Origin of the sequence: Rhodococcus sp. 2G, assembly GCF_001886355.1 — a bacterium.
In the GTDB taxonomy this organism is placed as follows: domain Bacteria; phylum Actinomycetota; class Actinomycetes; order Mycobacteriales; family Mycobacteriaceae; genus Rhodococcus; species Rhodococcus pyridinivorans.
Window position 1 is genome coordinate 4,123,720 of the sequence record NZ_CP018063.1, and the last position, 21,299, is coordinate 4,145,018.

Here is a 21,299-nt window from a genome sequence, read left to right on the forward strand (position 1 = left end):
GAAAGCGCCCCACCTCGAAAGAGGTGGGGCGCTTTGCTGTCGCAGGCGCTACGCGGCCATGAACGTCGACACGACGTACGCGGCATGGTTGTCGAGACTGACCCGGCCGCGGTCGTAAGCCAAGGTCTGCCGGATGTCGGAGTGTCGCGCTGCGAGCTGCACCTGTCGCAAAGGAACCTTCGCATCCAGGGCCGCGACAACGAAGGTGTGTCGCAACGTGTGACACGAGACAGGCTTGGCGATCCCAGCGTGTCGCGCGAGACGCTTCACGACACGATCCGCGGATCGTCGCGTCATACGCGAGCCGTCGCGTCGCAACAGCAGCGGACCGCGACGACGTTCGCCGGCGGCGCGCTCCATCGAGCGCAGCACCGGAACGGGTAGCGGGATCGAAGCGGACTTGGTGCCCTTGCCGGTGAAGCGCACGACGCGGTGTCCGCGTTCGGTGTCCTGGAAGTCCTCGACGTTGATCGAGCAGGCTTCCGAGACACGGAGACCGAGCAGACCGAGCATCGCGACGAGAGCCTCATCGGCCGGCGTGGACTGCCGCGCCGTGAACATCAGCGACTGGAAGTCCTGCCGCTCGAGTCCGATCTTCTTCGTCAGGTCCGTCGTCCACCGAGGCATCTTCACGTTGACCGCCGGGGACTTCGGGATGAGGCCGTCTTCCTGCATGAGCCAGAAGAACACGCGCAGGCACACCAGGCGACGGTGCACGGTCGCCGGCGCGTTGCCGCGTTCGATCTCGAGGTAGCGCGCCCAGAGCTCGATGTGCGCGCGTTCGATGCCGAAGATCGGGTCGAGGCCGTAGCCGCGACACCACTGGAACCACAGGCGCATGTCGGTCTCGTAGGCGGTGAAGGACTGTCCGGTGTAGCGAGCGAGGAATCCCGCCACCAGCAGGTCGTGCTTGGTCATCGAGCGGGGCGGGAGAACCTCTGTCGGGGTAGCGTCATGCACGGTCATCACTCCATTACGGGTGGCGTGGTGGCAAGGCCCCGGCCGGTGCTCGAATCACCGGTTCGGGGCCGATCTTGTTTGACGCTTCCGGAAGCTACCCGCGGTTCCTGAGAGCAACCTTGTAACCGCTATCGCGGGTGCTGTCTTACTTACTCGACATGTGGCGCCCATCGCGTGGGGCCTCGTGCTTGACAAGATTCATCGCACCGATGGTGACCGCGACGACGGACGGAACGATGACCAAGACATTGGTATCGGAGTACGTGACCAGGACGTACGAGATGGTGCCGAACAGCAGCCCGATCACCATCAGAACGAGGCTGAAGACGTCGAGGCGGCGCCGCGACTGTGGCTTAAGAGGTGCCGTCACCTGCCCTCCTCCTATGGTTCTCAACCTTCAGTACAGTCCATGTAGTACGTGTGCGCCCGTTCTTCACGATTTTATCGGCGCGGATCCGCAGCTGAAAGATGTCGCTGCTGCTGATCGCGAGTCCTTCAGCAACACGTCGAAGGAAATCCGCGTCATCGACTGTAGCCTTCCGTGTCTGACCGGCCGCCCTCACCTTCCACCTCGTCGGGTCACCGAAGTCGATCGCCTGCATCTGCCCGTCAACCTCAAACGTCTCCTCCGACTCCTCGACCTCGTCGGTCGGCGCAACACTGTCGAAATCGGCGCGCGTGAGGACAAACTCATCGGAGGGAGGCGTCTGCTCGTCCTCGCTCGACGGTGCTCCGCTGACATCGAGTGTCGACACCCGATCATCACCCAGAGGCGCCATGATCTCCCTCAACTGCTTCTTGCGGCGATGCTTGCGCTTGTTCAGCTCCTCCCAGACCGGCCTCGAGACCTCCTGGACAGTGTCGTCCTGCCACATGATCTTGACGTTGCCGTTCTCGAGGTGCTCGAAGTCCTGAACCTCGGCTCGCATCGACTTGGTAGCCAAACTGATGAGGGTAGCCACCGACGGGATGCCAGTCACCGCAGCGACACCTTCCCAGTTCTCACCCGCCATACGGATCGCTTCAATGATGAACGAACCCTCCTGCGGGGGCCGCACCAACATCACAGAGTCGGCGGGCCCCTCGTCGTGGAAGGCGCCAGCTTTGTCGAAGTCGCTGACAAAGCTTGCCAACCCTTGAAGTACCTGCGCGACATCCGCTGCCCGCAGTTCGTGGAGGTCGGTACCCGACTTCTCGTCCCCATCGAAGCGCAGTGTGACCGAATCGAGAACTTTACGCGTGTCTGCCATTCGCGAATCGTAGCGACAGATCTCACATTCGCCCCGCGGAGGTAAGACGACGAAAGCACCCCACCTCCGAAGAGGTGGGGTGCATCTGCGTCTTGGACGCGTGCCTCGGGGAAGGCGGTCGCCAGGCTAGCGAAGGCCACCGACACTTCATCGCTCAAGGCGCCCTGTAACTGTCATCGCGGGATGCGTTACGAGCGGGTCAGGCTACGAGTTCCTTCGTGGACGCCGACGCGTGAGGCGTGCCCGTCCACACAGCGCCAGGGCTGTCGCCGTTGAAGTACTCGGTCAGCGTCGAACCCTTGGTGACCATGTAGTCATCGATCCGCAGGGTGTCCCCGACCGCGAACACCGTGCCACCGCCCGACGTCGGGGCCGCTGACACATCGATCCGCAGACTGACCGTGCTCGCTGGCATCGGATCCGTCGTCACCGACAGGCGTGTCCACTCCCCGGCAGGAACATCGACGAACGTGCCTGTCTTGAACCCGGTACTCGTGCCACCCGCATTGGGCGCGTTGTAGTAGGTTGAGTTCAGCCGGAACTTGCGGGCCACGCTCGACTTGATGAACACCGACAGCGTGTAGACCGCACCCACCTCGACATCCTCGATCGCGGTGAGGCGGCAGCCGCCACCGGACGGGTCCGTGGTCGCGGTGGACCAGGTCATCAAGTACGAGTACGTACCCGAGTGGGCCTCGCCCGCATCGCTCTGCCGTGTGGCCGAACCTGCACCACCGGTACCCCACTGGGAGGTGAAACCACCGGTCGCCTCGAAACTCGGGTTGAGCGCCTTGTTCCGCACGATCACCGGAGCCGCAGCAAACTCGCCTGCCGGGAGGATGCGGACCTTGCGGATCGATCGGGTCGAGGGTGTCGAACCCGTGGTGCCTGCGACACCGCCTGCACCGGCCACACCCGCATTGGCGGACGCGGCGACTGCGGGCACATCCACCGTGTGCACGGGAAGACCGTCGAGGAACATCGTGGTCACCGTCGATCCGGCCTCGCGGGCCAGAGCCACCCGATGCCCTTCCAGGCCGCTCACATCCGACTCCCACAGCAAGGTCGCGGTCCCACCGACTACCTGCCACATCGCGTAGTTCGGACGCGCACCGAACTGGCTGGACACATCATCGACACCCGCCACGATCGAGTCTGCGTCGTTGACGGAGATCGCGACACCACGCAACCTGTTCGCGCCGGCACCCTGCGCCGACTCCGGTAGCTGCACCTCCGCATACACACCTGTGGTGCCGACATCGCGCTGCTGGATCGCCAGCGCACCCCAGGTGCCACCCGAGGGGCGTGCACCGGCACTCGACCGGATCCAGTCCGGGGTCGCACCGGTCGCCGCAGCGGTCCAGCCGTCGCCGAGAGTGGGTGCGGTGATGTTGTCCGGCTTCGTCGACAGATACGCATCGAACAACTCCGGCGCATCCGGATCGTCCGGGGCATCGACCGCGAGGTTTCCGGTGATCAAGTCCTGATCGAGCCGATCGGCGTTGACCAGGCCGCGAGCGTGCCGCCGCCACGTGTTGCCCTGCACCCGAGGAACAGAGACAGGCTCGGCCGGGTGGAACATGATCGCATCGAGCTGCCGTGCCACGCCGTCACTGTTCGCGAAGTCGTTGCCCGTGATGCGAGGCGCGTTCATCGGCACCAGCAGACCGAGGCCGACCTTGCCGTTGCCGTCGAAGAAGTTCTGCGAGATCACGAGATCACGCAGGGGCTTCGACGCGAATCGGGCGCACAGGCCGTAGCCGCCATTGCGGACGAACTGGTTGCCGCGCACCGTCAGGCCGCCTTCTTCGAGTTCGAAGTCGTGCGCGAGGAACCCGTCGAGGATGTTGTCCTGGATGCGGTTGTTCTCCACGACATATCCGCCGCCGGAACCGACCGGGATGTCTGCGGGGCTGGCCTGCAACGATCCGGTCATGTAGATGCCGTAGCCGTTGCGCAGGATCGTCGATCCGGTGATGCGGCCGTAGATGCCGGACTGCACCGCCTGCGTGTTCGGGCCTTCGTAGAACCCGGCAGCCTTGTTGTCGGTGATCTTGCAGTTCTCCACCACGACACCGCCGCACCCGGCATCGGTGATGCCGTTGCCGTTGAACGATGCCTCGCAGCCGATCAGGCGAATGACGGAGTTGCGCTTGAGCGATCCTCGCGAGTCCTGCCGTTCGAAGAAGAACCCGGACCGCGAGCAGTAGTTCGCCGAGCAGCCGATGAAGGTGGCCGACTCGTCCTCGTAGTGCCCGAAGCCGATCCCGAACCCCGACCGCATCTCCGCGAACTTCGTCGGATCCCCGGTGGTGACAGTGCCGCGGCCCGCCTCGAGGGCGTGGCAGTCGGTGAACACGCAGCGCACCGGATAGTCGGTGCCGAACATCGTCGCGGTGGTGCCCACGGCATTGACGCGGGTGAACGAGCATTCGAGCCAGCCGCCACCCTGGAATGCCTTCTGCAGCGGACCGGTCTCCGGAAAGGAAGTGTTGCGGCAGTTGATGGTGAAGTCGGTGAAGTGGCAGTGACGGAACCAGAAGAAGTCCGTCGGCGTATCCGGGTTGATCGCAGCGCCGGGCGAGTGGATGCCCGATGCTGTGCCGTACGGCAGGAGGATTGTGGAGGCACGGCCCGCGCCACGGAGCGCGAGACGTTCCGCGAACGGGCTCGAGCCGACGAGGTTGATTGCACTGTTGAGCCGGAACTTGCCGTCCGGCAACACGAGTTCGTGCACCCCGTCGACTGTCTTGACCAGGGCAGCCAACTGGGCCAGCGCCTCATTGATCAGCGGAGCCGCGTCGAGCACACCATCATTCCGGCAACGGCTGTCCAGGGGTGAGGAAGCTCCGCAGGTCGTACTGATAGACCCGCTCGTAAGTGGCGTTCCCGACCCGTGTGATGTGGTCGTCGACGGTCTCCTCGGTGACCAGGCGCTGTGACGCCGGCCGAGTACCTGGTGATGTCATGGATTCAGACTCCCGTCACGTAGGGGACGCCGTCGACGTCCAGAGCAATCGAGCCACCACCGGTGGCCGAGGTATCGAAGTAGGGCACGCCGTCGGAGTCGAGGAAGATGCCGCCGACACCGGTGCCGCCGGCCGCTACCCCGACCCGCATGAAGTCCGCGACCGCGTCCGCGAACCGATCGTTTCCGGCGACGGTCAGATGCACCCCGTCCGCGAGATACGCACCAGCAGTAGACGCCGGAACGGCCGCCCGCAGATCCAACGCGTGCGCACCGAGCACCGCCGCTTCCGCAACGATCGCATCGGCGAACTCATCCCATCCGGCGTCCGGCAGATCCCGCACCACGAACACGACCACCACACCCGGCGATGCCGCACGCAACGATGCGTAGATCGTGCCGAGCGAGGTGCGCAGTTGCGCGACCGTGCGTCCGGCACTGAAGTCGTTCGGACCCCAGGCACACAAGCGCCACCTGCGGAGCGATGTCGGGCGAGAGTGTCCTGCGCTTCCTCCTTCACCAGGCGAGTCGCGACCTCGTCGGCGGAGATACCGGCAACGCCCCAGTTGTAGGTGGCGACCCCACGGGTCTCGTCGCCGGAGTAGGCGACGGCGCCGAGACCCTGCCAGCCGGCGCCGAACGACTCGACCCGAACAGGATCACCCGGACTCGTCGCCCTCGTGTGCCCGATGACATCGGCACTGTGCTCGGCCCATTCTTCAGTGTCGTCCGGGCGGGTCAGCCCCACCCAGTACTGCCCCGTCGCGGTCGACAGAACGTCGACCGAGGTGGTGCCAGCCTCAAGAGGGATACGGATGACGTGCCCGCCTTCGGCCGGGGGGATCATCCACTGTGAGCCGTCGATGCCGGTGTCGCCGACGATCGGGGACCAGTTGCCGGAGTCGAGGGACGGCAGCGGGTAGCTGTACTGGGTCTGTTCCCCAGCGCTCTGCAGCGGAATCCAGCCCGCGCCACCGGCGGGCAGCCCCCACGACTGCCGCAGCTTCGCGCCGAGCAGGTTCGGCCAGGTGCCCGACCACTTGGTCGGACCGCCGGACAGACCGCCGGCGTAGCCGTCGCAGGTCGAGTCGCCGAGCGTCAGGATGCGCAGCTGCCCGGTCCCGGCCTTGGCTGTCAGCGCTGTCGATCGGTATGCGGCGGAGGCGATGGCAAGTGGTCCGTCGCTGGTGCTTCCGCCGCCGGTGGGTGGATCGATCCATGCCAGGCCGGTACCGGACTTGGCGAGGATCTGACCGTCGTGCCGCCGTCCGGCAGCAGGTTCGCAGACGCCGCTGCAGCCTCCGCGCGCTTCGCGGCGGCGAGTGCGTCGGCGAGAGCTTTCTGCGCTGCACCGACCACCGGTGGGGTGTAGCGCACGTAGTCGCTCACCAGCTCGTACAGGTCGATCTCGGGGACGTCCGGGATGTTGACATCGAACTCCTGCCACCCACCACCGGTTTCGAGGACGAGCTTCGCCGGGCCCGGGTCGAGGGTGTTGGCGGCGATGACGCCGGCGCTGATGTCGATGTCAACGCGGATGCGGTCGATGACCTTGCCGTCGGAACTGTGCCGGAGAGCGGGTGCGGAGACTGTGAGGATGCCGTCGGCGGTACGGTCTGCGATGTCGACGACAGTGCCGGTGATGCGCGTCATGCTGTCCTCCCTTCCGACTCAGGTTCCGGTTCCAGCTCGGGTTCGACGATGTCGTAACCACCGAGCAGCCACAGCGCGCCCCGAATGGTTCGGTCCCGCGGGATGCGCGTACTCGACGATTGGCTTCAGTGACGAAGGTTGCTGCTCGCCGACCGGTACCGCGACGGCGCGCGCGGGGAGGTGCGGCTGCGCTTTCGACACCCACACCACGACCTGGTCGACACCATCGACCGGAGGATCGAGTTGGTACCGAGTAGCATCCGGCGACGGCCAGTTGGTGAGTCCGGTTTCGATGATGGTTGCGGTAGGCACTGCTTACACCTCTGGTTCTCGTATGTATTCGATGACAACGACCTGCCCGTCTCCGCCACGGCCGCCGGGGGTGCCAGGGTTTCCGCCGGCGCCTCCGCCGCCTCCTCCGCATGGGAATTGGCCGTCGTAGCCAGCGCCCGCGAAGAATGCTCCTGAGCCGCCGTGTCCTGCGGTGTGTGTGGGGCCGAGTAGTGTTCGCCAGCCCGCGCCGATATTGTTGGGGCCGGAACTTCCGCCGTTTGTTGCGGTGCGGACTTCGCCGGACGAGTTATAGCCGGATCCTCGGCCACCCCGCCGCCGGCTGCGAGGAGTCGCACAATCCCCGAATGGGTTATTCCCGGGTCGGTGACGAAGCTTCCACCTTTGCCGCCGCGAAGAATGGCATGGCCGCCGTCTCCGCCGAAGGAGATGTCCGGCTGGTCGATGCCGAGTGCCCAGCCGCCGCCGAATCCGCCTTCGGCTCGGAGTACGTCACCGAATGCGGAGAATCCGCCTGATGTACCGGGGTTCCAGGCCCCGTTCACGGCGGCCGGTGCTGATCCTCCGGCGCCTCCTGCTCCGACGGTGATCTCAACGCCGCGTAGGAAGTCGAGGGCACTGAGTCGGCGGTCACCGACCGCGATGGCGCCGCCGCCACCTCCTGGTCCGCACAGTCTCGAGGTCGTGGTGGTGTGCGACATGCCAGAGGCTCCGCCGCCCCCAGCTGCCTTGACGATCGGCTCGAACGCGTAGACGTGCGGGCCTGGAATCCACTGGAAAACGCCCGGGGTGTCGAAGACGAGGATGCGTGAGCTCGAGGGCATGTCAGCTTCTTCGTTCGATCACATACAGGCGGCCCGCTCCGCCGTCTCCGCCGGCGGTCATAGTGGTGCCTCCCCCGTAGCCGCCTCCGCCACCCCCGGACGGGTACGCGCCGGCGCCGCCACGTAAATCGTTGGACGATGAGCCTCCGCCTCCCCCGCCGCCGGTTGCGACCACGGCCGCGGGCGGGCTTCCGTCCCGGGTGCTTGCTCCGCCGTAACCGCCGGGAGACACGCCTCCGATTCCGCCGTTTCCCCCAATACCTGCTCCGGTGGATGCGCAGGCGCCGCCTCCGCCGCCTCCGCCACCCCCATGGAGGGAGTAAGCGCTGGTGGAATTCCCGCCGGGTTTAGCCGGCTGCGCCCATCCTCCGAGTGGGGAACCTTGGCCTCCTGTGCCGCCGGGGATCATCCCTGCGCCTCCGGTTCCTCCTAGACCGCCGTCGGCGGTTCGTCCGCCCCCGCCTCCGTTGCCGCCTCCGGCGGTGAGGTAGCCACCGAAACTTGTGTTTCCTCCGCCGCTTCCGGACTGTTCAGAAGATGTTCCTCCGATGCCGGGTGCTCCGATCGTGATCGGGATGCCTTTATAAGCCGTGTCTTCCGCGTTCCGCTCGAGCAAGGCCGCGGTGATGGTGGTGTGCACTTCCCCACCGCCTCCACCGCCTCCCCCGCCGGAACGGTTCACGGTCAGATCCCACTTCCCTGCGCCCGCTCCACCGCCGGCGGCGAGAATGATGACGTCAAGGCTGGTGATGCCTTCGGGTGGGTAGTAGGTGTTGTTGGACTCGAAGACGATCGCGACGCCCTGTAGGACAAGCTGGTCGTACGCCTCGCGCAGCTCTTCAATGGAGCGGGAGTGATCGTTGATGGTGGGCATGTCGCGGATGTAGTTGTCGTCGACGGTTCCGAAGATCGCGTCAACGACCGAGGCGAATCCTCCAAGGATCGCCGCGATGGCGCCGCCGATCAGCCCAAGTATCCAGCCGAGGAGCCCTTGCTCGACGAATTCCTCGGCCATCTCGGACATGTCGCCCCAGCCGGTATTTGGTCCGCCGGGGACGAATCCGTCAGGTGAGGTCATCGCTCTCCTGCCTCTGCGTGCTCGAGGTCCGGTGGGATCGAATGCTGCGAATCCCAGAGCACGATCACCCTGTGCAGCATCGCCAACGCCAACGCGGAATAGGCGACAGCGCGCAACTCATCCCGGCCCGGGTAGTCACCGAACCACCAGAAAATCAACTGCTGCAGGCCGATTGCCGCGATCGCCAAAGCCGTGAACATCAGCGACTTGCCGGCCTCGGTCGACCGCCACGGGGATCGGGTGTACAGGGCTGCGAACAGCAACGCGAACAACGTCATCGCGCCGATCAGCAACCGTGCCTCGGTCTGAGGACCGAACAGCACGACCACTACCGCGCACGCCAGTGCCCCTACACACAACAATCCTCGCCGCACTATCATGCGTGCCTCCGCTTCATTGCCCGGGCTGCGTCTTCGCCGAACCCATTGATCCGCAACGCGCGTTCTGCGCGGTTGGCCAGATGATCGACATACTGGCGTTGCGCCCGCACCTCCTCGAGGTGCTTCTCCGTCAAAATCCGCTCCGCCCGTGCTCGTTCCACTGCTGTCGAGTCGGGCCGTTTCTTCCTTCGAAACCACTTCACGGGCCCTCCCCCGCACCGAACTTCTTGAAGGCGTCAGCAATATGCACCGACAACTCGATCTTCGGGATGAGCAGCGAGATCTGGTTCGCTTGCTCGTCGATGATCTGACGCTGCGCCAGCTTGTCCTGACGGAACTCGTCGAGCTGCTTATCCTTCTCCGCAAGGGCGGCCCGGTGCTGCCTCCAAGGGACAAGGCCACCGAAGATGATGAGCAGGATGACCGTTCCGAGAATCCCTCCCAGACCGATATCCGAGGAGAGGAACGACGCGAACTCTTCCACGCGTTACCCCCCGTTACGAGGAGGGTTGAGCAGTCGCTGGAAGTAGGCGACGATCGCCATCACTGCCGCGGTCCCGCCCGCTGTCGCGGCAGCCTTCCACGAGTCCCACGTGAGGAGGTCGAAGTCTGGGGCTGCCACGGCGGCGCCGAACGCGGTGATCACAGCGAGGATGACGGTGACGACGATGCCCTGTACGAGGGTGCGCCACGCGCGGTCCTTCGCATCGGTCTTTGCGTCCATACCTGGCCGCCCAGTCTCGACGAGCTCCCCAGGCACCGGCTTCGATGCTGCTTGATCTGCAACCCGGATCGCTATCTGCGGGATCTCCGCGACCACAGCATCGACGCGACGTTGAGCCTCGACCTGCACCCGATCAGAGACGGTCTTCACCGCCTCCTGGATGCGGGACTCGATCTGGTCGCCCAGCTTCCCCGCGACTTCGCGGGCGATGAGTTCGATAGCGTCGGCCATGTCAGTTCTCCTCGGTGGTGATGGCGTCGAAGCCGGGTCGCTCGTGTGTGCCGACAGTTCCGTCGGCGGACCAGGTGATGCGTCCGCCTTCGAAGTTCTGGTAGCGGACGGTGCCTTCGTCGTTGGCCCAGATCTCGTCGGAGACGGGCCAGCCGAACCGTCCGTTCTCGTAGCCAGAGCGGTTCCAGAACGCGCGGATCATGCCGGTGACGACGTGACCGCCGTATCCGTTCTTTCGGTAGATGGCGCCACCCTGGAAGCCCTGGACCACGCCCTCGTCCAGCACGGTGTGCCGGCCGACCGGGAAGCCGACGTAGGACTGCTCCCACCGCAGCGCCGCGTAGGGTTCCATGATCGCGGCGGGGATCGCCCAGGCCCCGGTGGTGGGGTGCCAGTAGATCGAGCCGTTCTCGAAGTGCGCGTACTTGCCGCCGCCGATCGCGTCGCCTTCGCCGTCGGTGAGGCGCTTACCGATCCAGTCCTTCGCGACCTCGGCTTCGGCGTCGATGGCGTTGCCCACGGGTGCGGGCGGGGTGGCCGATCCGCTGCCGTGCAGCCAGTGGTTCACCCGGTCGGTGAACACGTCCCACGGGAAGTTCTTGCCGACGTCGGTGTGGTCGCCGATCTTCAGCCCGAAGGTGATGCCGGAGTGGTCGCAGATGCCCTGCGTCCGCCGGCCGATCGCGGCGTAGTCCTGGGCGAGGACGCGGGGGTCGATGCCGTACTTGAGGCAGTCACGCACCGCGACCTGGGCAGCGAGGTCGATGGCGTTGCCGAACTTGCCGATCCATTCCTCGCGGGACTGTGCGGCCCGGGATCCGGCGAAGCACAGGTTGATCGTGTACGGGTTCGCGTCGAGCACCGACCACGACGCCCGGTCGGTGTCCACCGAGCCGATGAGCGTGCCGTTGTCGACGGTGTAGTGATACGACACCGGGGCGCGCTTGAAGTAGTTGTGCAGGCCTTCGGCGTTGCCTCCGCCTTCCTGGGTGTGGAGGACGAACAGCCACGGTTTCGCGCCGTTGCGTCCGCTGTGGCTGGCGTGCGACCCGGTCAGGTCGATCTCGTTCATGGTGTACGCGGGCACAGGTTGTCCTTCCGCGGGTTCGGGGATGTCACCTGCGAGGCGCTCGTAGAGTTCGAGTGCCTCGTCGATGCGGGTGTCGTAGCGATCGGGGAATGACGAACGCTGCACGGCCTGCGCATACCAGCCGGGGCTTCGGCCCTCGTCGTTGTAGTCCAGCTTCTTCAGGGCCTCGAAGAACATGACTGCCGACCGGTACGGATCCATGCGGTCGGCGACGGTGCCCCACCACGGGGGTTGCTGCTGGAACAGGCCACTCGACTTGCTGTCGCTGCCGATCCGCTCGTGCGGGAACTTCAGTGACTCCGGATCGGCGCGGTTGGCATGCATGATCCAGTCGCATTCGACGGACACGGTCGCGAACGCGATGACGATGCCCTTCGGGGTGATGCCGAGATCACGGCCGGCGCGCAGGACTTCGCGGGCGTACTCGTCGCGCTTGCTCATCCGTCTTCTCCTGACGCGGTGCTCGCCTCGCCGCGGGGGTCCTCGAGTATCTCGGCGAGCGCGCTGGCCGGCAGCTCAGCGAGCTGAGCGCGGATGTGCGCGTACGGGTCCGGACGGTTCGGCGCCGGCCGCTTCGTCGAGTTCCACTGGCCCGGGTTGTGCGGGTGGATCGGCCCGGTGATCGGCGGGTCGTAGCGAGATCGAGATTCCTCTACCGGCCGGAAGCCGAGATTCTCGATGTGCTTGGCGAGCGAGTTGATCTCGTCCGGCTCGAACGTCGCCACCGGCGACATCTCGCCGTTGGTGGGTGGGTGCATGAACACGTACGCGTACGGGTGCATCCCCTCCGGTAGTGCCCTCTGTAGTTCTTCGGGTGTCACGTCGATCTCCTGGTCTAGATGGCGCTCGAGTGCTGGCGCAGCGCGCCGCTGATCGCTTCAGCTGCGCGCAGTGCTCGCGTTCCTGCAAGTTCTTCGGATCGGTAGTCGCCGACGTTGATCTCCCAGGGCTGGTCCGGGTTGTCCCGCGACCAGGACTGGCGCACCGAGGCGATATGGGAGAGCCAGATCCGGTCACCGATCTCGAATCCGGCGCGCAGTCCGTCGTCGATGTGCAGGCCCACCCGATACGGGTTCGCGTCGTCGACCTCCGATGCGAAGCTGACATAGCCGCGAGCCTTATGCAGCCCGACACGAATGGTCTGCAGCCCGGACGGGGACACCGCGACGCCGCCGCCGGCCTCGAATCCGGACTTGTGCGCGAACCGGCCCATGTTCGCTTTGCGCTGGTAGTTGGTCAGGCTGGCCCATGCCAGGATGACGTCCTCGACCGCCTTGTCGAAGATGCCGAGGGTCAGCCACGGCATACCGATGAGGCTGCCGAGGAGTCCCAGCAGAATGTTCGACAGGAGCTTCGCGCCCTGGTTGATCGCGTCCGGTGACTTGCCGCCGGTCATGATGGTGTGCTCGATCGGCTTGTGGATCACCATCTTCGACTTCAGACCGCGGTGCTGCCCGCGACGGAAGATGACCCACGGACCGTTCGGGTCCGCATTGTCGGGGTCGTCGTTCGGATCAGCGATCGTGACCGTGTCGGAAGTGCCGTCGGATCCGAAGATGCGCAGCAGATCCCGGATGGGGTCGAGGATGGTCCCGGTGATACCGGGGATCGTGGCACGCTTCTTGACGTCGAACACCATCGTCGGCCGGTCGAGGATGAAGTGCGACGGGCACGGCTGCGGGTCCCCCGGTTCCCAGATGTCGCCGGTCAGCTGCAGGCCGCCGTCCTCGAGCGTTGGGTGGACGAGGTCCCAGAAGTCGTCCATGCGGGAACCAAGCGCACACCACGGTCCGACACCGTCGCGGGATTCGATGTACGGGACCATCACCATCGGCCACTTGGCGTTGTCGAAGTTGTCCCGCCAGTTCGCCGCATCCCAGATATCGAAGAACGGCACCCATCCCGGTTGCTGCTCACGGAGCAGGTTCCGGTGCGCGTACCCCTTGATCACCTTGATCGAGTTGCCCCACTGGAAGTCGATCTTCGGTGCCTGCACCGCGAGCGGAGCGAAGGTGTTGGGCCAGCACTGCAGGTGCTTCATCTCGTCGAGGATGTGACGGGCCATCAGCCGGACGATCGCGTTGCCGTGTTCATCCTCGTCGTACTCGATGTCGAAGACCTTGAAGCACGCCTTCTTCCACGGAGAGCGGAACACCAGGAACATGTCCTGCTCGAGGCGCTGTCCGTCGATCGCCCACTGCGCTAGATCGTCCTGCGCGTCGAGACCGACCGAGGCCTCGCCGACCTCGTTGCACATCGTCTCCCAGTCGGCGTCGTACTCCCCCTCGACGTCCCCGACGAGCTCGAGGTTCAGGTCGTGGATGGTGACCCGGGTCCGGAGCAGTGCGAGCGCTGCCTCTTCGTGCTCCTGGGCATCGATCGCTGCGAGGTCAGCGTCGAGGTCGTATCTCACAAGCCATCACCCCCAGGGCATCTCGTGGTAGCGCGGCATGTGGATGCGAAGTTCGGCCGGCACCGTGGCGCCTTGGACCTCGACAGGGAGATCGACCGGCGGGGTGCGCGGTGGGATCTCGTGCAGGAAGTTCACACCCCGCATCGCCTTCCACACCTCGAACCCAGCTCCGGCTGCCCGGATGGTTTGGAAGTCCTGACGGGTCTGCACCCGCCAGCCTGTGGTCTGCGGGCGGAGCGGCACCATACGACCGGACAGCCCGTCCGGCAGAATCCATTTCTCGGCCGGTGTGCCTTCGAACTTGAGCCACAACGGCACGTCGGTCGGGTTCGATACCTGGAAGGTCCCGACATGGGAACCGGTCCCGGCTTCCCACTTGATGACCTTCGTTCCCGACGTGAGGTACGGCCAGCACGCGACCGCGACCATTTCGACGTCGATACGCCTGGTCTGCATCGACATCCGGCCGACGATCTTCGGGTCACGGTCGAGCCGAAGTCGGATCTTCCGAAGTCCGTGCGAGGTCCGTGTGGTGACCTCGTTGTCGTGGTCGAACGACCACACCGCCATCTGCGCCGCGAACTCGCGTTCGAAGTCGTGACGGGTGCGGCCCTCGATCCGGAGTTGGAAGTCGAGGAGACGTTCCTCGATCTTCGTCACTCGCGGTGTCGAGCCGTGCTGGTACGCCCGAGAAGTGCGCGTCGGGGTGCGGGGCGCAGGAACCCAGAGACCATCGAGTCCGCCCTGGATCCAGGAGTCCTGCGCCGTGCGGGACGGGCCGCCGTAGTTGTGCCGCGACCCGTCCCACCCGACCATGCTGATCGAGTCGATCACCAACGCCTCCTGGACTCGGAGCTACGTCCAGGGCCGCGTTCACGCTGATTCATCATGATCTCGACCTCCCTCCTCATCGCTGGTGACAGTTCGCCGACGAAGCTCAAGTTGTCTCCGCCACCGACCGGGGCCAGCTCGAGCGCCGACCGATCGGCCGCCGACATCGCCTCACGCGGCGCCGAGGCTGCCGACTGGACTCGGTCGAGCATCGGGATGAGTGCCTCGAACGCTTCGGTCTGCCGGGGCGAGAGCACACGCTCGGGACGGATGACGTCCTTGAGCATGAAGCCGCGGCCGGATGCGATACCGCCCTGGTCGTAGTAGCCGTTCTTCTCCCAGAACGACTTCGCCCGGAGCGGATCGCCGTACCGGTCGCGGATGTACTTCGCGCCGGCCAGACCCTGGATGTACGCATCCGGATTCTCGTCCGGAAGGTAGGCATCCTTCGTCGACCCGAGGAACTGGAACAGCCCGAACGCACCACTGGATGGGTTGCGCGCAAGCGGATTCCAGCTCGATTCCTTCCCGATGATCCAGTCGGCCGCGGCCCACTGTTCGCCCTGGTTCCAGCCGGACGGTGCGAAGGCCCGCTTCACCGCGTCGACGACCGATTCCGGACCGGTTCCCGTGTCCGCCTCCGGGGGTGTGGAGGTGGTCGCCGGCACCGTGGATTCGGTGGCGGCCGGGGTGTCGGTTTCCGTGTCGGTTTCCGTGTCGGTCTTGTAGTCGTCGTACGTGGCTTCGTTGCGCGCCTGCGCTTCGTCCGAGCGTCCCCGGTCGTCGACCAGGTTCAGACCCTCGAACTGGCTCGAGAACCCCGCCATGCCGAGCAGATCGTTACCCCACTCTGCGAGCAGCGAGGTGCCGATCTGTGCGCCGACGCCCAGCCAGTCGATCTCTGCCGCGTACTTCGCGGCAGCCGCCGGCCCGACCTCGACCTTGTCCTTCTCCTGCTCGTAGCCGTACTGGCTGTAGTCGGCTGCAGGAGTGGACTCGGCCGCCGGTGCGTTGTTGAGCATGCCCATTGCGGACAGTGCCCCGGCGATGTCGCCGCCGAGGAGCAGATCCTTGATGAGCTTGATCTGATCCCAGTTCAGCACCGCCTCCGGTCGCCCGGTTTCGTTGCGGACGATCGAGAGCCCATTCGGGATCCAACCGCCCTTGTCACGGAACAGGCCACCGATGCCCTTGGCCTTGTCCCAGACCGAACCGAGCAGATCCCCGAGACCGTTGACCTTGTCCGCGAGGAAGCCCGCCACCTTGTCCCGCCCCGTATCGAGATACTTCGGCGGAATGGCAAGCCATTCAGGCGGAGGTGTTCCAATCGCCGCGCCGATCCCCGACTTGATCGGGTTGAGGAAGAAGTCGAGGACATCGGTGATCTTCCGCTGCACGAACGACTGCTTCTGCTCCGGAGCCGGTCCACCGCCGACACCGCCGGATTCGAATGCGCCGTCCGCCCCGATCGCGAGATGGAACAGGCCGGGGTGCTTGCCCGCGAAGTACGGGGAATCCGCACCGATGGCGGTGCCTCCGTACATGACCCCGTTCGAGCCACTGGATTCGACGTTGACTGTCGAATATCCGCCGACTCCAGTGAGGGTGCCGGCGGTGTGACCACCACCCGGACCGCCCGGATCATCCCAGACGCCGACCGAGAAGCCCTGACCGAGACCCGGCTTCCACGGCTGTCCACCGGGGAACGATCCGGTTGCCCAGCGCCGAATCCCGTCGCCGCCATTGATGATGGCGTCGGCGATCATCGACATGTAGCCCGAGCAGTCCTCGAACCCCCAGGTGTAGGGGTTGCCGTCGCGCTTCATCGCTGCGCGGTGGCCGTTCTCGAGCTGCGTCTGCCACATCGGGCGGATCTCGCCGCCGTCCTTGTAGCCGGGCAGGAACCGGTCGAACATGCCCTGTGGGTTGACGTTGCCCAGTCCCTTCACTGCCACCTGGGCGCCGTAGCGGCTGAGGTTGTCACGACCCACCTCGGACACGAGCCGCCCGTTGTCCCACGAGAACGGGACACCGCGCGCGATCATGTCGCGAATCGCGTACAGCACGTTGTGGCCGCCGGCCTTGATGACCTCCATGGCGGTGACCATGTGCTCGCCGTTCGAACCCCACATCAGCACATCGTCGGACGTGCCGCTGCCGGGGCCACGGATCTGACCACCGGTGGCGTGCTCGGGAATACCGTTGAGTGGCAGTGCTTCCGGAAGTCCGGGAATGAACTCGCGGACCTTGTTCCACGCCTTCGCGATACCTTCGTTCCAGACCGTATTGATCAGGAAGTTGATCGGCTTCGCGAGGATGGCCTTGAGGCTGTCCCACTTGTCCCGAATGCCCCCGACGACCTCGCTGAAGAAGTCCCGCACCTTACCGAGGGCGGTCTTCATCGCCTCCCATGCGGGGGTGACGACGTTGTCGATCACGGCCTTGATCCCGGCGCCGAGGGCGTCCCAGATGGGCTTGATGACGGTCGTCCACACGGAGGTGAAGAAGTCACCGATGGCGGCGAGTGCGGTCTTCAGTCCGTCCCAGGCGGGGCGGATGACGTTCTCCCACACCGCCCGGATCCCGGCGCCGAGTCCGTCCCAGGCCGGTTTGATGACGGAGTTCCAGACCCAGCCGAAGAACGAACCGACGGCCTCGAGCGCGGCCTTGAGTGCGTTCCACACCGGCAGGATCACGCCGTTGTAGACGGCCGAGATACCGGTGCCGACTGCCTCCCAGGCCGGTTTGATTAGCGAGCTCCACACCCAGCCGAAGAACGAGCCGACCGCCTGGAGGGCGACCTTGATGGCGTCGAAGATCTTCGAGCCGACGTTTTCCCAGTAGGCCTTGAGGAAGGTGACGAGGGTGTTCCAGACGCCCATCACGATCTGGCCCATCAGGATGAACGCGGCCGCCACGATGGCGAGCGCGATCTTGATGGCGGTGAACACCGGCTGCACGATGGTCTCGTACAGCCAGGTGAAGATCTCACCGATCTTCGTGAACGCCGGGCGGATCCCCTCCTCCCACAGCCACGTGAATGCCGAACCGATGGCGTCGAGTGCGCCCTTGATGAACTCCCACGCCGACGCGAGCGCCGACTTGATTCCGTTCCACACCGACTCCCAGATCCGCTTCCCGACTTCGGTCTGGGTAAAGAACCACACGAGGCCGGCCACAAGGGCTGCGATCGCGATCAGGATGAGCGTGATCGGGTTCGCGCTCATCACGGCGTTGAGCGCACCCTGTGCGATCGCACCGGCGATCAGTGCCGCACGGTACGCGGCCAGAGCGATCGTGTTGCGGCGGATGCTCGCAGTCGACCGTCCGGTCGCTGCGATGAATACACCCTGCGCCACGGACGAGGCGAACATCGCCGCGTTCCACAGCGTCATCGTCACGGCGGCGACTTTCACCATGGTGACGACGGCGAGCAGGATCGGTGCCATCGGCGCCAGATTGGCGATGAGGGTCGCCAGGTGCGGTGCCAGTACCGCGAGGGTCTCCGCCCACGGGGTGAACGCGGCAACGAGTGCGGGCAGCACCGGCGCCAGGTTGGCCAGGGCTTCGCCGAGGGCCGGCATCAGCACCCGCGCCATGTCCATCAGTCCGGGGATCGAGTCCTCGATGGCCTGACCCATGGCCGCGAATCCCGGTGCCAGCCCTGCTGCCGATTCGGCGCCGAATCCGCGGATGAGCGAGAACAGTGGTCCGACAACGTTGCCGATGTTCTCGAACGTCTGCCGAACGCCCTCGAGCGAGGACCGCAGATCCTCTGCGGTGATGTTCCGCAGTTTGTCCCCGATCCCGAGCAGCCAGTCGTTGAGGGACTGACCGGTGTGCGCGAACGTTTGCGCTGCGGTGCCGAGGACGCTGATCAGTCCGGAGAACACCGAGCCGATTCCGTTCTCGCCCTGGGCGAGGCTGGCGAAGAAGGTGTTCGAGCCCGTGATCATCCGGTCCCAGCCCGCCACCGCCGCCGGACTCGAGATCGAGGTGGCGATCTGAGCTCCGATGTTGCCGAGCGTGGTGGACAGGATGCCGAGGTTCGGCGAGAGTCGGTCGAGCAGTCCCCCGAGCACGGAGAACGAGTCGACCATCGCCAGGCTGAATCGATCGGTGATTTCCTCCCGAAGGTTCTTGAAGGCCTGCAGCAGCGGCGCGAGTCGCTGACCGATCTTCGCGGCGAACGGATCGATCGAGGACGCCGAGGAGTTCGCAGACTCCGCCATGCTCTCGTAGGCATCCGCAACAGCCTCGGCCGCATCGGCGTTGGCCTGGGCGACATCCTTCTGCGTCTGCGTGAGATCCGCCTGAGCATCCTTGAGCTGCTCGTGAGCGTCGGCCTCGCGTTCCTTGGCCTCGACCACCCGGTCCGAGCCTTCGATGCCCTTGGCCTGCGCGTCGGCGATCTCAGCACGTTCCTGCTTGGCCGTGGCCTTGATCTCCTCGTAGGCCTGCTTCGCCTCACGGACACCGAGCTCGGCGCGCCACCGGTCGAGACCGTCCGCATCCGGATCCGCACGGGTCTCGCGCAGGGTCTTCTTGGCTTCGGCCAGCGCCAGCGCGGCGCCTTCCTCGTCGAGGGCCAGACCGGCGAGGGTCCGCGCGTAGCCTTCGGCATCGCGCTTGGCTTCCTGCCGTGCCTTGTTGACCTCGTCCTGCGCTTCCTGGACGGCCTCCTGAGCCTTGACGACCTGCTTCTCGGCGGAGATGATCTGCCGGTTGCCCTGCTCGGCGGTGCGAGCCTGCGACTTCTTCGCGTTCTCGACGGCCTTGAGCGACGCAGCGCTCTTCGATGCGGTGGCGCCGACGTTCTTCTGCGAGTCGGTCCACGCCTTCGCACCTTCGGACAGTCCCGCGAACGCCAGCTTCGCCACGCCGATAGCGGGGCCGAGGATGCCGGCCGCAGCCGCGGCGACGGTACCCATGGCCGCTGCGATCGACGTCAGCCCTGACACCATCGGTCCGGCCATGAAGGAGCCGACGACCGAGCCGAGTGCCGAGACTGCACCGAGCGCTGCGGCGGAGCCGACGGTGATCATGCCGAGGGCCTTGCCGATGCGGGTGAGGATGCCGACCAGCTTCGCCGCGGCGGCCATCACCAGCAGAGCGGAGGTGACCCGTCCGATGTCGCGGGCCAGGATGCCGGCGGCAGCGGCGGCGAGCCGCAGCGCACCGGCGAGCTTGGCCACGCCGACACCGGTCATCATCTTGAGCAACGTTGTGCTGGCCAGCAGACCGATGCTGAAGTGCCGGACAGTACGCGCGGCCAAGCTGAGCACCGTGGCGGCGGTCCCGACATTTCGGATGACCGAGTTCGCCGCATTGCTCAGCAACGAGAATCCCGAAACCGCCATGCGCATGCCGTTGCCGATGGCGGAGACGAATCCGGCCGCGAAGCTGCGGCCTTCTTCGTTACCTCGAGCACGCGAGTTCATGCCCGCGGTGACACCGCTGGCGAACTGTGCACCGGCCGCGCGTCCGCCGGCACCGAACCGGCCGGTCAGACGCTGCAGGAACGAGGCACTGTCGGCGTCGGCGCGCTTGTCGTCGATCCGGGCCTCGATGTGCACGACACGGTTCGCGGCGGTCGTGCGCTTGGACTCGGCCGCGTTGAGTGCGGCTGCGGCGGCATGGCTGTCCCGCTTGGCCTTGACGACCTTCGCTTCGGCGTCCGCGAGCCGCTTGGCGTCGGTGACACCCTTGGTGCGCAGCGACTGCAGTTGCCGTTCGGCGTCGGCGGTTTCCTTCGTCGCCGCGGCTTCCTTGCGGCGAGCCTCGGCGGCGGACTTGGTGGCGCTGTCGAGGTCCGCCTTCGCCTTGGCGAGCCTGCGCTGATCGACCTCGACGTCGATCTTGTGGTTGACCGGGTGTCCCTTGATCTCCGAGCGGACCCGCTTGAAGTAGCCGGACATCGAGGGCAAGACGTTGATGTAGGTCTGCCCACCCTGCAGGTCAGCCATCTTTTACCTCCGGTGGGGTGTAGCGCCGCGTGTAGCGGCTGCCGAGGAGCTGCGAGGCGATGTCGTCGTGCTCGACGAGGGCCTGGAACTCTTCGACGCGATCGCGCGCAGTCTGCGGACGCGGGGACGGCTGCGGCGGCTTGCCGCCCTTGCCCTTGAACTTCGGGGACGCACCCCACGTGGCGTGCTCGATGCGCCGTAGCGAATCGACCATGTTGGTGAGTTGCGCCCGTTCGTGTGTCCAGCCCACCAGCGACGGTCGTTTGGACGGAGGAGGCAGCTCGCCGCGTTGCTCCATCTCGAGGATCTTCTGGGCACGCTCGTCGTCGTTGCCGAGCGCCGCGTAGTACCAGCCACCTTCGGCAGTGCCGGCAGGAGCCGGATCAACCGGTTCCACGGGTTGTTCAGGTGGTCGCGAACCCAGTCGTAGAGACGTTCGTCGCCCGGCATGGCGAACAGGTCCTTCTCGATCGCTGCGCCGTAGCGGTCGATCTCGTCGACCAGGTACGGCCATCCGGTATCCGGTGGGACGAGGATCCCGAAGTGTTCGCGGATGTCGTCGACGAGGTCGGCGAGTTCGGAGAACGGCCGGCGGGCGTAGTGCTCGGTGATGACATCGGCCAGGTCCTCGCCGACGAGG

Annotated in this window: 19 protein-coding genes; all 19 read right to left on the reverse strand. The window is 65.7% G+C overall.

Annotation, left to right across the window (positions count from 1 at the left end):
* Nucleotides 1-48: 48 nt before the first annotated feature.
* Nucleotides 49-966 (reverse strand): tyrosine-type recombinase/integrase, encoded by a 918-nt coding sequence (locus BO226_RS19485; protein ID WP_083543686.1) that lies wholly within the window; start codon nucleotides 964-966, stop codon nucleotides 49-51.
* A 139-nt stretch (nucleotides 967-1,105) separates the two neighbouring features.
* A complete protein-coding gene (locus BO226_RS27230) occupies nucleotides 1,106-1,330 on the reverse strand; it encodes a hypothetical protein (RefSeq protein ID WP_156895272.1) in 225 nt (74 codons plus the stop codon).
* Nucleotides 1,314-2,210 (reverse strand): hypothetical protein, encoded by an 897-nt coding sequence (locus BO226_RS19490; protein ID WP_071935908.1) that lies wholly within the window; start codon nucleotides 2,208-2,210, stop codon nucleotides 1,314-1,316. Before BO226_RS19490 ends, BO226_RS27230 begins: the two co-directional genes overlap by 17 nt.
* A 199-nt stretch (nucleotides 2,211-2,409) precedes the next feature.
* Complete coding sequence (locus BO226_RS19495) at nucleotides 2,410-5,019, reverse strand: right-handed parallel beta-helix repeat-containing protein (RefSeq protein ID WP_071935961.1); 2,610 nt, start codon at nucleotides 5,017-5,019, stop codon at nucleotides 2,410-2,412.
* Nucleotides 5,020-5,023: 4 nt separating this feature from the next.
* Nucleotides 5,024-5,179: a hypothetical protein gene (locus BO226_RS27235; protein ID WP_156895292.1), complete on the reverse strand. Its 156-nt coding sequence runs from the start codon at nucleotides 5,177-5,179 to the stop codon at nucleotides 5,024-5,026.
* 4 nt (nucleotides 5,180-5,183) lie between these two features.
* Nucleotides 5,184-5,645, reverse strand: coding sequence for an SGNH/GDSL hydrolase family protein (locus BO226_RS19500; RefSeq protein WP_071935962.1), 462 nt, complete (start codon nucleotides 5,643-5,645; stop codon nucleotides 5,184-5,186).
* 667 nt (nucleotides 5,646-6,312) lie between these two features.
* The gene (locus BO226_RS19505) at nucleotides 6,313-6,831 is read right to left on the reverse strand and encodes a hypothetical protein (protein ID WP_071935963.1); all 519 of its coding nucleotides are present in this window, start codon (nucleotides 6,829-6,831) and stop codon (nucleotides 6,313-6,315) included.
* Between the two features lie 125 nt (nucleotides 6,832-6,956).
* Nucleotides 6,957-7,946: a glycine-rich domain-containing protein gene (locus BO226_RS28750; RefSeq protein ID WP_442977165.1), complete on the reverse strand. Its 990-nt coding sequence runs from the start codon at nucleotides 7,944-7,946 to the stop codon at nucleotides 6,957-6,959.
* Between the two features lies 1 nt (nucleotide 7,947).
* Complete coding sequence (locus BO226_RS27245) at nucleotides 7,948-9,024, reverse strand: glycine-rich domain-containing protein (RefSeq protein WP_156895274.1); 1,077 nt, start codon at nucleotides 9,022-9,024, stop codon at nucleotides 7,948-7,950.
* Nucleotides 9,021-9,404, reverse strand: a complete 384-nt coding sequence (locus BO226_RS19520) for a putative phage holin (RefSeq protein ID WP_071935913.1) — start codon at nucleotides 9,402-9,404, stop codon at nucleotides 9,021-9,023. Before BO226_RS19520 ends, BO226_RS27245 begins: the two co-directional genes overlap by 4 nt.
* Nucleotides 9,401-9,607 (reverse strand): DUF7620 family protein, encoded by a 207-nt coding sequence (locus tag BO226_RS28755; protein ID WP_442977164.1) that lies wholly within the window; start codon nucleotides 9,605-9,607, stop codon nucleotides 9,401-9,403. Before BO226_RS28755 ends, BO226_RS19520 begins: the two co-directional genes overlap by 4 nt.
* On the reverse strand, nucleotides 9,604-9,888 hold the full coding sequence (locus BO226_RS19525; protein ID WP_071935914.1) for a hypothetical protein: 285 nt from the start codon (nucleotides 9,886-9,888) through the stop codon (nucleotides 9,604-9,606). Before BO226_RS19525 ends, BO226_RS28755 begins: the two co-directional genes overlap by 4 nt.
* Before the next feature lie 3 nt (nucleotides 9,889-9,891).
* Complete coding sequence (locus tag BO226_RS19530) at nucleotides 9,892-10,359, reverse strand: hypothetical protein (protein ID WP_071935915.1); 468 nt, start codon at nucleotides 10,357-10,359, stop codon at nucleotides 9,892-9,894.
* A gap of 1 nt (nucleotide 10,360) precedes the next feature.
* A complete protein-coding gene (locus BO226_RS19535; RefSeq protein WP_232237997.1) occupies nucleotides 10,361-11,890 on the reverse strand; it encodes an N-acetylmuramoyl-L-alanine amidase in 1,530 nt (509 codons plus the stop codon).
* Complete coding sequence (locus BO226_RS19540) at nucleotides 11,887-12,270, reverse strand: phage gene 29 protein family protein (protein ID WP_156895276.1); 384 nt, start codon at nucleotides 12,268-12,270, stop codon at nucleotides 11,887-11,889. Before BO226_RS19540 ends, BO226_RS19535 begins: the two co-directional genes overlap by 4 nt.
* A gap of 14 nt (nucleotides 12,271-12,284) precedes the next feature.
* On the reverse strand, nucleotides 12,285-13,862 hold the full coding sequence (locus tag BO226_RS19545) for a Gp37-like protein (RefSeq protein ID WP_071935917.1): 1,578 nt from the start codon (nucleotides 13,860-13,862) through the stop codon (nucleotides 12,285-12,287).
* Between the two features lie 6 nt (nucleotides 13,863-13,868).
* On the reverse strand, nucleotides 13,869-14,696 hold the full coding sequence (locus BO226_RS19550) for a hypothetical protein (protein WP_232237998.1): 828 nt from the start codon (nucleotides 14,694-14,696) through the stop codon (nucleotides 13,869-13,871).
* A complete protein-coding gene (locus BO226_RS19555; RefSeq protein ID WP_071935918.1) occupies nucleotides 14,693-20,659 on the reverse strand; it encodes a hypothetical protein in 5,967 nt (1,988 codons plus the stop codon). The genes BO226_RS19550 and BO226_RS19555 overlap by 4 nt, the downstream gene beginning before the upstream one ends.
* On the reverse strand, nucleotides 20,652-21,056 hold the full coding sequence (locus BO226_RS27250) for a hypothetical protein (protein ID WP_156895294.1): 405 nt from the start codon (nucleotides 21,054-21,056) through the stop codon (nucleotides 20,652-20,654). The genes BO226_RS19555 and BO226_RS27250 overlap by 8 nt, the downstream gene beginning before the upstream one ends.
* Nucleotides 21,057-21,299 lie beyond the last annotated feature (243 nt).